At 49.2% G+C, this 12,123-nt stretch carries 10 protein-coding genes; all 10 read right to left on the bottom strand.

Translation table 11 applies throughout. From position 1 onward, the window contains the following. Positions 1-26 precede the first annotated feature (26 nt). The 10 genes from OGY35_RS17960 to OGY35_RS17915 all read right to left on the bottom strand — a co-directional run bounded on the left by OGY35_RS17960 (position 27) and on the right by OGY35_RS17915 (position 11,996). On the bottom strand, positions 27-1,001 hold the full coding sequence (locus OGY35_RS17960; protein ID WP_286633025.1) for a fimbrial protein: 975 nt from the start codon (positions 999-1,001) through the stop codon (positions 27-29). A 10-nt stretch (positions 1,002-1,011) separates the two neighbouring features. Next, positions 1,012-3,462, bottom strand: a complete 2,451-nt coding sequence (locus tag OGY35_RS17955; protein WP_286633024.1) for a fimbria/pilus outer membrane usher protein — start codon at positions 3,460-3,462, stop codon at positions 1,012-1,014. A 9-nt stretch (positions 3,463-3,471) separates the two neighbouring features. Then, a complete protein-coding gene (locus OGY35_RS17950) occupies positions 3,472-4,179 on the bottom strand; it encodes a fimbrial biogenesis chaperone (protein WP_286633023.1) in 708 nt (235 codons plus the stop codon). Between the two features lie 81 nt (positions 4,180-4,260). Then, a complete protein-coding gene (locus tag OGY35_RS17945) occupies positions 4,261-4,800 on the bottom strand; it encodes a fimbrial protein (protein ID WP_286633022.1) in 540 nt (179 codons plus the stop codon). A 772-nt stretch (positions 4,801-5,572) separates the two neighbouring features. Continuing rightward, entirely contained in the window at positions 5,573-5,857 is a 285-nt protein-coding gene (ihfB, locus tag OGY35_RS17940) for an integration host factor subunit beta (RefSeq protein WP_002463068.1), read from the bottom strand. Positions 5,858-6,004: 147 nt separating this feature from the next. Beyond that, positions 6,005-7,678 carry a 30S ribosomal protein S1 gene (gene rpsA / locus OGY35_RS17935; RefSeq protein ID WP_046478685.1) on the bottom strand — a complete coding sequence of 558 codons (1,674 nt, stop codon included), beginning with the start codon at positions 7,676-7,678 and terminating at the stop codon, positions 6,005-6,007. Between the two features lie 112 nt (positions 7,679-7,790). Beyond that, positions 7,791-8,474: a (d)CMP kinase gene (gene cmk, locus OGY35_RS17930; RefSeq protein ID WP_042320210.1), complete on the bottom strand. Its 684-nt coding sequence runs from the start codon at positions 8,472-8,474 to the stop codon at positions 7,791-7,793. A gap of 181 nt (positions 8,475-8,655) precedes the next feature. Beyond that, positions 8,656-9,939: a 3-phosphoshikimate 1-carboxyvinyltransferase gene (gene aroA, locus OGY35_RS17925; protein WP_286633021.1), complete on the bottom strand. Its 1,284-nt coding sequence runs from the start codon at positions 9,937-9,939 to the stop codon at positions 8,656-8,658. 72 nt (positions 9,940-10,011) lie between these two features. Then, positions 10,012-11,100, bottom strand: a complete 1,089-nt coding sequence (gene serC / locus OGY35_RS17920; protein WP_152405255.1) for a 3-phosphoserine/phosphohydroxythreonine transaminase — start codon at positions 11,098-11,100, stop codon at positions 10,012-10,014. Positions 11,101-11,303: 203 nt separating this feature from the next. Further along, positions 11,304-11,996 (bottom strand): DUF421 domain-containing protein, encoded by a 693-nt coding sequence (locus tag OGY35_RS17915; protein WP_152405256.1) that lies wholly within the window; start codon positions 11,994-11,996, stop codon positions 11,304-11,306. Positions 11,997-12,123: the final 127 nt, after the last annotated feature.

The following is a 12,123-nucleotide window of genomic DNA, read 5'->3' as shown; positions in this document are numbered from 1 at the left end:
ATCCTTCCATATTTCTCTTTTATTTATTATAAATAATTTACTCTCAGTGTGATTTGAGCCTTAACTTTCCCGGCCGTAAGAGGCTGATTCGTTGTGGCATAACGCACTGAAAGCGGTACTGCGACATTGACCTGCTGTGTTGATAATGAAATGTCAAACGGATGAAATGGCGTCATGACACTGCCATTATAAAGCATTTCAATACCGACGCCTGTCGCAGGATTGACCGGTGCGACATTTTTAAATACCGTTACTTTATCTGGTTCGATGGCACCTTCAATATTTATGCTAACCCTTGTGGTATTTATACATTGTAAATTAACACCTACTGGATAGTTTTTACTCTCTGTGCTGCCAGATAGATTTTTAACATCAACAGGAGGTAATTCAATTTGTGGTTGGTCCGCCAAAATCGCACAATGGGCTTTAGCAGATAAAACCGTCATCGCCAGATTAACAATCAGTGAATTGTCACTAAGTGAGATCAGAGAAGGCAACCGAATCGTGCTGGTACCGCCCTGAATAATACCTGTCTTAATGACTTCAATACGAAGTTTAATATCATCGGTGTTGACCGTTTCTTTCGATAAATCAGTAAAAGATGTGTTAAACGGTAACACCCACTCTTTTTTTGCCTTGCCGGGTTTGTCATAAATGACGGTAATTCGTAACCCCACACCTGGCAAGGAAGTACTAAAAATATTATTCCCGCTCTGAGCTGTGTTCATTCTTCCATTCAGAACGCGTTTTATCTCATCAAGGCACGACGTGGTGATGTCATGGTGTGAACCAGTGAACTGCGAGAGCGTTTTCTCTTTAACGTTTAAAACCGTCCCGACAGACGCCGCGCTCGCGTTATCCGGCATCTGTACCGTCAACAGGATCGTCAGATTAGAATGTGTCTGATGTTCCTGAACCTTACAGTCCTGCGCGCAGACGTTTAACGCGCAGGCACTCAACATCATTGCAGTGGCTATTTGCCAGAAGGAAAACTGTGTCATCGTCTGTTCCTCAGTGACATTCAATATCTAGCAGTGCGATAGCTAATTTCACCGACCCTTTTTGCGGAATGGCGAAAGGCGCAGAACACTGTTGATTGTCACCCCAGGTGAAATTCACCGTACCTTTGTCTGGTGCAGAGTTCAGATAAGTCTGCCCCTGATCCCCTACGTACCAGGTGTCGTCATTGCCTTCTATGCGGGCGCGGGCGCCAAACGGCAAAGGTTGGCCTTTATAGTTCACCGTCATCACCACTTTTCGTCCGCTTATGGCTTTAAAACGGGCCAGTACGACCGCATCTTTTGTCGGTATAACTTCTGCGGAGGTGCTGACAAAATCGACCTCTTTGTTGGTCTGCGGATCGACACTCAGAGCATTGCGGTGGTAGGACTGCAGGTCGGGCACAATAGCAAATCCGCGAGAATCGGTTTTAATATTTTGGCTATTTCCCAATTCGACATTTTCAGCTCCCGGGATAGAGACCAGCGCCTGACTGCCGTTGGAAAAACGCCCCAGGGTGATACCGCCTTTGTGCACAAGCAGATTTCCCGACGCGTTCCAGGAAACATACTGATTTTCATCGGCGTTGTAGGTCATGTTAAATTCGCCGCGATTCCCCTGATAATCGATACCTGCAGAAGCACTTTGCGTGTCACTCTGCCCATTCTGCATGGCGTAGGACATCTGCGTATTCCAGTTCAGATCTTGCCTGTCACCCACACGCCCGGACACCCCTACCTGATTCGACAGATCGCCTTTCAGACCGCTGGTCGCACTGTAGTTGAGTATCGGCTGAGCGGCTGGGAAAATGCTCCCCAACGGCACAGAAAGCGTTAGCGCTAACTGTTTATCCCACTCGGAAGCGCCTTCGTTACGCGTCATACTCCACGCAAGTGAAAAACTGACGCTTCCCCACGAGCCGTTCCAGCCTAGTTGCCAGGAACGCGATACCGAATTGTCCTGATTAGACGTGCGGCTCAGCGTGGTGAAGAAGCTGTGCTCGTCGGTAATAGACTGATTGATAGTCAGGTTGTATTCACGCTTTGAACGCGTATCGTCGAACAAAGCGTCGGAATCAGCCCAGTCGCTGAATGAAAGGTAGTGGTGTCGGTAATAACGGTTATCCATCTGAATTTGCGTACCCGTTTCAGGAATGCTGTTCCGGTAGGTCAGACGAATCATGTCACCCTTAAACATGGGCGAGTTTCCACGCCCCCCTTGACTCTGCGTCATGTCTATTGCAATGCCGCCCGCACGTTTCAAATCAAGACCCGCACCAAGACTCAGAGCCTTATATTTATCCTGATACTGAAAACCACCATAGGTGGTGATATCAAACGGCAGCCCCCAGGAAAGCGTCGCCTGCAACAGTTCAGGCTCGTCTTCCACGCTGTTGCTGTTTGTCAGATATCGACCCGTAGCCAGGCTGTATTTCATCTGATTCGCACGCAGTAACTGCGGTACGTTCGAGTATGAAACCGTACTGTGCGTTTCTGTCCCGTCGGCTTCGGTAACAGTGACATCCAGCTTGCCACCGTTCGACACGGAAGACAGATCCTGAATAATAAACGGACCTGGCGGAACCGACCGCTGATAGATGATATAGCCGTTACTGCGTACAGTGACCTGGGCGTTACTCTTCGCAATCCCGCGAATGAGTGGCGCAAAGCCCGTTAGCTGGTCGGGCAGCATGTCGTCATCAGAATTGAGCTGCCCACCACGGAGCATCAGACTGTCAAAAATGTCACCTGGGGTACTGAAATCACCGACGGTCAGTTCACCTTTCAGGGAACGGACTGCAGTTTCCACATAATTGGACAGTGTTTTCCAGCCGTCATCATTGCCAAGAGTAGAATTATTACGATACCGCCAGCGACCAAAGTTAAATCCATTGGTCAGATTGGCAAACACCGTATCCTGAGTATTGTTGGTGCTATGGATATATTGTTGTCCGGAAAGCTGGTACATACTGATGAGCGCAGGAACACCATCGTCCCACTCGTCTTCAGGCACACCGGTCAGTGATTCATCACGCATCACGATCTGAGGAATAGAGATATCCAGCGTCAGTTTTGAAAAATCAAAATCTGCCTTCGTACCTGGAATCTGCTCTTGCATATTCATGCAGGCATTTTTCACGCTATTATCCTCAGTTCTCGAAGCAACTTTTTTCAAATCCACACCCAGTTTCTGATAGATTTTAAAAGAAAGACAAGGGGTCAACTCTTTCTTATCATTCAGCTCAAATCTGATATCCGAAACCAACGATGGCTTTCCGTTGACATTAATTTGTACACGATAAGTCCCCGGAGGCTGGTAGCCCTGGCTGAGCAGACTCGTGTCATTAATCACTGTATTACCGTTTGCTGATTGTAATAAGCCAGGATCGAAATATTCCCCGGCATAAACTATTTTTGAAACTAGCATAGATACGACCAGGCATAACTTACTTATACAGCGCATGACATCCTGTTAATTAATTTTCTGAGAAAACGTTTTTGATGCTATACCGAAATCATTTACCGCTTCCCATTCAACAACCGAACCATTTATGGGCGAATGTTTAAGCTGATAAGTTTTATCTGAAAAAGGCGCAATTACAGTATTATTATCAACAACCGATACAGGTATAGTTTCTTTATCAACGCTGATTTTGCTTAATACCAAGTTAAATGGGGACGTATTCTTTACTACTGCAGTTTTTCCTGACACGTTCCAGTTAAGATTTTTAGCTGCTTCTCCAGGATCGCCTTTTAAGCCCTCAGGACGGAAAAAAAACTTAATACGATTATTAATCGCTAATACCATTCTGTTTTCGACTTTTGATTCTTCTTCATTCAATCCCGGCACGCCCTTTACGTCCAACCAGAAAAGACTTTCCCGATTGGTAGGCAGTCCACTGCCTAAATAGACAATGCGGATGACATTATCACTTTTAGGGGCTAGCCTGAAAAGCGGTGGGGTGACGACAAAGGGTAATTTTTTAACTTGAGTACTATCCCCTGCATCAAGCCAGGATTGAACGAGATACGCGCGGTCTTCATTGCTATGGATACTGACAGTAACATCGCCTTCTTTTTCACTGTAAATCAGGCGGTCGGCATTAAGGGTCAGCGAACTATACGCGGCCCCGGATAAAGAAATTGAAACCCAAAAAGCAGCAATGCTAAACTTATTCATTTTGGTTAATCCAAATAAAGAAAAACTGCGCGCTATAAATAATCATAATTGGCGATAAGACTAAAAAAGCAAATTAAGAAACTACAGCCTATCGACTTCAATTGTAATGGTCGATTGTACGAGACCTGGTGACGATGGAGTGTCATACAATTTAACCATACCAACATAGAATAGATAATCATTGCTTAATGTTGGAACATCACTAACGTTAGGTATTATTGTGTTTTTCCCATAACCATATACACCAACACCAATGCCTTGTGCTGCATCAGTGCCTGTGGATGAATTTTCGAAGCTATTTCCCAAAGAACTATCTGCCGTGCCGGTGAATTTTAACGCAACGGACCCACCACCGCCATTCTTGCAATTATCCCCCGACATTCTGACCACGTTTGTTGTGCCAGATACCGAATCTTTATAGTGGCCTTGCATGGGTAGATCTTTAATATCTTGTGCACCAAGTGGCATGTAATTACGGTCAAGCTCAATAGTACACCCAGCGTTAGCTTCTTGCACAACGCCTGTAATATTGAGAGCAGCGGAAGTATCCTCAGAGAAGGCTGAAGCCATACAACAAATCCCTAAGCCGCTTATTAGTACATTGATAGCAATTTTTCTCATTTCTAGTGTCCCTACGAAAATAACTTACTGTTTAAAAGAAAAGTCCAACCTGGCCATTTCGAACCTAGCTAGTATACATAAAGAAAGAAATTTGAGATCGGAAATAAAATCCATATCTGGAATTTCCTCTGTATTAAACTCATTGAATTGCTAAATAAAATATTGATATTTTTATAGGGAACACGCATGAATTAATCTGAAATTATATTATTTAATAATTAATACACCCCGCATTATTATATTCCCCGCGCCAATTATTGGGTTTATCGTGCGTATCTTCCAGTAGCAGTAGCCCGCAAATGTACAGGTATTACTCCCGCCGGCTGACGTTAAATAATTCAATGAAGTTATCTGTCGCTTTCCGGGCTGCGGAAAGTCGACTGTCACTCCGTGCTCGCAGACTCATTTATCCTGACTTTTTACAATAAACTCACTGTCATTGTCCGTCTGGGTCCGTACCAATCAGTGTTTACCCAGCATTTTCCCCTTCCAATACACTGACCGCATCCCCGACGGATGCTGGCTTTTGGTGGAATCAAGAACCCGAGCCCCCCTTCGAGAAGAATGGCGTGATGAAAACAGGAAAGTGAAGCGAGTTCAGGCCAGGGTTGAGTATCATCAAGTCAGGTAGAAAGCAAAAAAAAAGCCCCATCAGAGAATTGATGAGGCTGCTGTTCGCTTATCCGCGGGATCGTTCAACCGATCGTTTTGCTTAACCGATCGGTGTTATCCTTAACGGTGCGTTGTGCTGATTCAAGTTTTACGTTAAAACTTAACCGTAAATATTGGCGCGATCGCGCAGTTCTTTACCCGGCTTAAAGTGCGGAACATATTTTCCTTCCAGATCCACTTTATCGCCAGTCTTCGGGTTACGCCCGGTACGTGGTGCACGGTAATGCAAAGAAAAGCTGCCGAAACCGCGGATTTCAATACGCTCGCCCTGTGCAAGAGTCGAGGCCATATGCTCCAGCATCTCTTTTACTGCATCTTCAACCGCTTTCGCGGGAATATGAGATTGCTGAGTGGCAAGTCTTTCAATCAATTCTGACTTGGTCATGATTCCTCCGGTTCCAATAAGCTGCTGCTGTCGCATTGATTAAGGGCGGCCGTAGCCGCCCTTTGTCATTGATTACAGAACGAATTCTATAATCTGTCAAGTATTCTCATCTGACTTCGGGACGAAACATCCCGAAGTATCAAAGAATTACTCGCCTTTAGCTGCTTTGAAAGCTTCAGCCATTGCGTTGTTAGAGAAGTTTGCATCTTCCTGTTTGTTAACAGTTGCGATGGCATCTTTCTCATCAGCTTCGTCTTTAGCACGAACAGACAGGCTGATTGCACGGTTCTTACGGTCAACGCCGGTGAATTTAGCTTCAACGTCGTCACCCACGCTCAGAACCAGGGTAGCATCTTCAACGCGGTCACGGGATGCTTCAGAAGCGCGCAGGTAACCTTCAACGCCGTCAGCCAGTTCTACGGTTGCGCCTTTCGCGTCAACTGCAGTCACTTTACCGTTTACGATTGCGCCTTTCTTGTTCAGTGCAACCCAGTTGTTGAACGGATCTTCTGCCAGCTGCTTAACGCCCAGAGAGATACGCTCGCGCTCTGCGTCAACCTGCAGAACAACTGCTGCGATTTCGTCGCCTTTTTTGTATTCACGAACTGCTTCTTCGCCTGCAACGTTCCAGGAGATGTCAGACAGGTGAACCAGGCCGTCGATGCCGCCGTCCAGGCCGATGAAGATACCAAAGTCAGTGATAGACTTGATTTTACCTTCAACACGGTCACCCTTGTTGTGGGTTTCCGCGAACTGCTGCCATGGGTTAGATTTGCACTGCTTCAGGCCCAGGGAGATACGACGACGTTCTTCGTCGATATCCAGAACCATGACTTCCACTACGTCGCCAACGTTAACAACTTTGGACGGGTGGATGTTTTTGTTGGTCCAGTCCATTTCGGAAACGTGAACCAGGCCTTCAACGCCTTCTTCGATTTCAACGAAGCAGCCGTAGTCAGTCAGGTTGGTCACGCGACCGGTCAGTTTGGTACCTTCCGGATAACGCTTAGCGATAGCAACCCACGGATCTTCGCCCAGCTGTTTCAGGCCCAGGGATACACGGGTACGTTCGCGGTCGAACTTCAGCACTTTAACAGTGATTTCGTCGCCAACGTTTACGATTTCGCTCGGATGCTTAACGCGTTTCCATGCCATATCGGTGATGTGCAGCAGGCCGTCAACGCCACCCAGATCAACGAATGCACCGTAGTCAGTGAGGTTCTTAACGATACCTTTAACTTCCATGCCTTCCTGCAGGTTTTCCAGCAGCTGATCGCGCTCTGCGCTGTTTTCGGATTCGATCACGGCACGACGAGAAACAACAACGTTGTTGCGCTTCTGATCCAGCTTGATGACTTTGAACTCAAGCTCTTTGCCTTCCAGGTGCAGCGTATCGCGCACCGGACGAACGTCTACCAGTGAACCTGGCAGGAACGCACGAATACCGTTCAGCTCAACAGTGAAGCCGCCCTTAACTTTGCCGTTGATAACACCAACAACAGTTTCAGCGTCTTCGTATGCTTTTTCCAGCGTGATCCAAGCTTCGTGACGCTTAGCTTTCTCACGGGACAGCAGGGTTTCGCCGAAGCCGTCTTCTACTGCGTCCAGCGCAACGTCAACTTCGTCACCGACCTGGATTTCCAGCTCGCCGGCTGCGTTTTTGAACTGCTCTGCAGGGATTGCAGATTCAGATTTCAGGCCCGCATCAACCAGAACGACGTCTTTGTCGATAGCAACAACAACGCCACGAACGATGGAACCCGGACGGGTTTCGATTGTTTTTAAGGATTCTTCAAATAGTTGAGCAAAAGATTCAGTCATGTTTAATCTTCGAAGTTAGATTTAACGTCCACCTGACACCATGTCGGATGGGGTTGTTTAACATACCCGCTGTCATTCCATTGCAACGGGGGTACTGCAAATTCGGTCGCTCTTAAGCGAGTGCCAGTTTTTGGCGCGCGTATTGTAGCGCTTTTTCAATCACTTGCTCAATGCTTAATCGTGTGGAATCTAAAACTAAAGCATCAGCAGCGGGAACCAGCGGCGCTACAGCACGGTTTCGGTCGCGATCGTCACGTTCTTTGATCTCGGCCAAAAGGCGCTCAAAGTTAACACTAAAGCCTTTCTCCTGCAACTGTAGCATACGGCGATGCGCACGTTCTTCCGAAGAGGCGTCAAGGAAAATTTTCACTGGCGCATCCGGGAAAACTACCGTTCCCATGTCGCGTCCGTCGGCGATAAGTCCTGGCGCCTCACGGAAAGCGCGTTGACGACGCAGCAGCGCTTCGCGCACACGAGGGAACGCAGCAACCTGAGAGGCGGCATTGGCGACTTCCTGCGTGCGGATTTCACCGCTAACGTCTTCTCCTTCCAGAATCACTTCCAGATTTCCGTCCGTTGAGACAAAGCGGACATCAAGATGGGTTGCCAGCGGAACCAGCGCGTCTTCTGAGGCGACATCGACATGATGATGTAATGCCGCCAGCGCCAGCACGCGATAGATTGCGCCTGAGTCCAACAGATGCCATTGCAATGCTTCCGCCATCGCTTTGCACAAGGTGCCTTTTCCTGCACCGCTTGGGCCATCAATGGTAATTACCGGGGCAATTGCCGTCATCTTTATCTCCTTAAACAGGCGTTCTGTTAACGTAAACGCCGCGCATTATACGCGCCAACGCCCACAATCGTTAACGTTGTGTGCAAAAACCGGTTTAGTCTGTAATCAGATGAAGAATAATTGCGCAATTATAGCGGGCTGGTGAGCAACCAGCCCGAAAGATGACAATGTTTTACGTTTATCATGCAGGTGTGCTGATACGCGCCAGTTGTTCGAAATAGTCAGGGAAGGTTTTGGCGGTACATTTGGGGTCAAGGATCGTGACCGGCGTGTCAGATAGCGCCACCAGCGAGAAACACATCGCCATGCGATGATCGTTATAGGTGCCAATTTCGGCAAACTTCAGCTTGGCTGGCGGCGTGATGCGAATAAAATCCTGCCCCTCTTCCACTTCCGCGCCAACCTTGCGCAGTTCAGTCGCCATCGCAAACAGGCGGTCAGTCTCTTTGACACGCCAGTTATAGATGTTGCGAAGCGTCGTCGTACCTTTGGCAAACAGCGCCGCGGTGGCAATGGTCATCGCCGCATCCGGAATGTGGTTCATGTCCATGTCGATTGCGTTGAGCTCTCCGCGGGTACAGGCGATAAAGTCGTCACCCCAGGTCACGGTCGCGCCCATCTTCTCCAGCACATCGGCAAAGCGAATATCGCCCTGCATGCTGTTGCGGCCAATCCCGGTCACTTTCACCGTCCCGCCTTTAATTGCGCCTGCCGCAAGGAAATAGGAGGCCGATGAAGCATCACCTTCAACCAGATAGTGGCCCGGAGATTGATACTGCTGACCGCCTTTGACCACAAAACGCTGATAGCTCTGGTTCTCTATCTCAACGCCAAAGGTTTTCATCAGGTTCAACGTGATATCAATATACGGTTTCGACACCAGCTCACCTTTAATGCCAATCACCGTATCCTGCGGCGCCAGAGGCGCGGTCATCAGCAGCGCGGTGAGGAACTGGCTGGAGACGCTACCGTCAACCTCAACCTGTCCACCGGTAAACCCGCCACGCAGTCGAAGCGGTGGGTAGTTTTCCTGTTCCAGATACTCAATGTTCGCCCCGCCCTGACGCAGTGCATCCACCAGATGACCAATCGGACGCTCTTTCATGCGCGGTTCGCCAGTCAGCACAATATCGTTTGCGCCAAGGCAGAGCGCGGCGGCCAGCGGTCGCATCGCCGTTCCGGCATTGCCCAGAAACAGTTCTAACGCGCCGTCGGCATGCAGAGGACCAGCATTGCCAGTGATTTCGCAGCGGGTACGATCCGCAGACAGGGTGTAATCAATCCCCAACGCACTCAGGGCATTGAGCATATGGCGAACGTCATCGCTGTCCAGCAGGTTGGTCAGCACGGTGGTGCCATGTGCTAACGCCGCCAGTAACAACGCGCGGTTAGATACGCTCTTCGAGCCAGGCAGATTAATCGTGCCATCGACCCGTGCGATGGGTTGTAACGTCAGGGATTCCATGAAACTCAACTCTCAAAAGACAGAAATAAAAACCCCACAGACAACGCTGTGGGGATGAAAAGAGACTACAGATTAGCCGCGGCGACGCTCGAAATCGGTCATGAAATCGGCAAGCGCTTTTACCCCTTCCAGCGGCATCGCGTTATAGATAGAGGCGCGCATACCGCCGACAACGCGATGGCCTTTCAGCGCATGCAGACCGGCGGCAAACGATTCTTCCAGGAAGATCTTATCCAGCGCGCTGTCAGCCAACTGGAACGGCACGTTCATACGTGAACGGTTGGCTTTCGCCACATCGTTACGATAGAAGTCGCTGTTATCAATCACGCCATACAGCAGTTCGGCTTTCTGCTGGTTGATTTTATCCATCGCTGCCACGCCGCCATTGGCTTTAAGCCATTTGAACACCAGGCCAGAAAGGTACCAGGCGAAGGTCGGCGGCGTATTGAACATGGAGTCATTGTCGTTCAGCACGGCGTAATCGAGGATCGACGGACAGGCCACATTCGCTTTACCCAGTAAATCTTCGCGCACGATGACGAGCGTCAGACCCGCCGGGCCAATGTTCTTCTGCGCGCCGGCGTAAATAATGCCGTAGCGAGAAACATCCAGCGGCCCGGAAAGAATGGTTGAGGAGAAATCGGCGGTCACCACCACATCGGAACCAAAATTGGGCGTTTCGTTAATCGCGATGCCATCGATGGTTTCGTTAGGGCAGTAATGCAGATACGCCGCATCAGCAGAAAGCTGCCACTCGCGCATTGGCTTCACGCCGCGCAGGCCATCAACCGAGACTTTGGCATCAATCACATTCGGCGTGCAGTATTTTTTCGCCTCTTTAACCGCGCTGGCAGCCCAGTAGCCGGCATCAACGTAGTCAGCCGTGGTTTTGTCGCCCAGAATGTTCAGCGGAATAGCGGAAAACTGGCCGCGACCGCCGCCGTGACAAAACAGCACTTTGTAGTTGGAGGGGATATTCAACAGATCGCGAAAATCCTGCTCAGCTTCTTGCGCGACCTGGATGAATTCTTTTCCGCGGTGGCTCACTTCCATGACGGACGTACCAAGACCGTTCCAGTCACAAAGATCCTGTTGAGCCAGTTTGAGCACGTCTGCCGGTAGCATTGCCGGACCTGAACTAAAATTGAAGACCTGAGCCATTTCCCCTCACCACGTTGTGTTGTTATTAACCCAACCTCTTTTCGTACATGAACAGACATTGGGTATAAGTTATTCCTGTGGATATCGGTTTTATCATTCAGTGACACGCGCCGCAATGGCTAAAACGGAGCAGAGCAAAAATGAGTGTTCGCTCACACAACAGAATCTTCGGGATTGACGATGAAAGACCGATATTTTTGCTGTCAGACGACCCGTTTTGCCCGGCTGGCCTTCGACCATTCTGGATTTTTGCAACGTGGACAAAATTGGCTATCCCCGGCGCTCATGCCGACAACTTCACTGCAGCGCACGCAGGCGTAATCCCCTGCCTCCGGCATGACCCTGAAGCGCTGCGTGCAATATTCAGGCAGAATGCTAAGCCCTGGCTTCACCTTTTCGTCTGCAAAGAAATAGACGCTGATCTGCCCGTTCGTTTCGAGGATCGCCAGTCTGACCTGCCCCAGTTGCTCAACACCGTTCAGCCGCAGTTCCATAAAGAACTCAAATTCAGTCATGTTGGCGTTACCCAGCTTCGACCAGGCTAACTCGCCGTCTTCGATGATAACGACGGGTTTGCCTTCCAGCAGATCTTCCAGCGCTTCGCTGCGCGCCATCAGCCACATCACCAGCCGGTACAACATCGCCAGAGTAATGAAGACCACCAGCACTGGCAGCATGGGCACATCGTCATAAAAAGCCACATCCCCTGCCGCCGACCCCAGCGTCAGAATGATCAGCACTTCGAATAATGACATCTGTCTTACGCCGCGCCTGCCCGTCAGTTTGAGAAACAGGAACACCAGAATAAAGGTGTAGAGACTGCGCAGCGCAACTTCCCAGAGGAACTCCAGCGGCACTTTGTCGAGCGCCATTCGTTGTAAATCAAATGCTTTCATTTTTATGCCCTTAACGCAGGTACTGGATAAAAGCATAGCCAAAACTTTTATTTGCGCCGCGTCCGTGGCGGCGATAGCGTCAGTCACATAAAACCCGTATCATTGCGCGCTTTCCGTACGACAAAAG

The sequence above is a fragment of the Citrobacter sp. Ct235 genome (assembly GCF_030332305.1).
In the GTDB taxonomy this organism is placed as follows: Bacteria; Pseudomonadota; Gammaproteobacteria; order Enterobacterales; family Enterobacteriaceae; genus Citrobacter_A; species Citrobacter_A telavivensis.
Note: the sequence above shows the minus strand (reverse complement) of the source record. Positions and strands in the feature narration are given on the sequence as shown.

Bases quoted from the DNA above. Each gene is read 5' to 3' on its own strand.
- OGY35_RS17960 (WP_286633025.1), bottom strand. From the start codon at position 1,001: ATGACACAGTTTTCCTTCTGGCAAATAGCCACTGCAATGATGTTGAGT.
- aroA (WP_286633021.1), bottom strand. From the start codon at position 9,939: ATGGAATCCCTGACGTTACAACCCATCGCACGGGTCGATGGCACGATT.
- serC (WP_152405255.1), bottom strand. From the start codon at position 11,100: ATGGCTCAGGTCTTCAATTTTAGTTCAGGTCCGGCAATGCTACCGGCA.
- OGY35_RS17945 (WP_286633022.1), bottom strand. From the start codon at position 4,800: ATGAGAAAAATTGCTATCAATGTACTAATAAGCGGCTTAGGGATTTGT.
- ihfB (WP_002463068.1), bottom strand. From the start codon at position 5,857: ATGACCAAGTCAGAATTGATTGAAAGACTTGCCACTCAGCAATCTCAT.
- rpsA (WP_046478685.1), bottom strand. From the start codon at position 7,678: ATGACTGAATCTTTTGCTCAACTATTTGAAGAATCCTTAAAAACAATC.
- cmk (WP_042320210.1), bottom strand. From the start codon at position 8,474: ATGACGGCAATTGCCCCGGTAATTACCATTGATGGCCCAAGCGGTGCA.
- OGY35_RS17950 (WP_286633023.1), bottom strand. From the start codon at position 4,179: ATGAATAAGTTTAGCATTGCTGCTTTTTGGGTTTCAATTTCTTTATCC.
- OGY35_RS17955 (WP_286633024.1), bottom strand. From the start codon at position 3,462: ATGCGCTGTATAAGTAAGTTATGCCTGGTCGTATCTATGCTAGTTTCA.
- OGY35_RS17915 (WP_152405256.1), bottom strand. From the start codon at position 11,996: ATGAAAGCATTTGATTTACAACGAATGGCGCTCGACAAAGTGCCGCTG.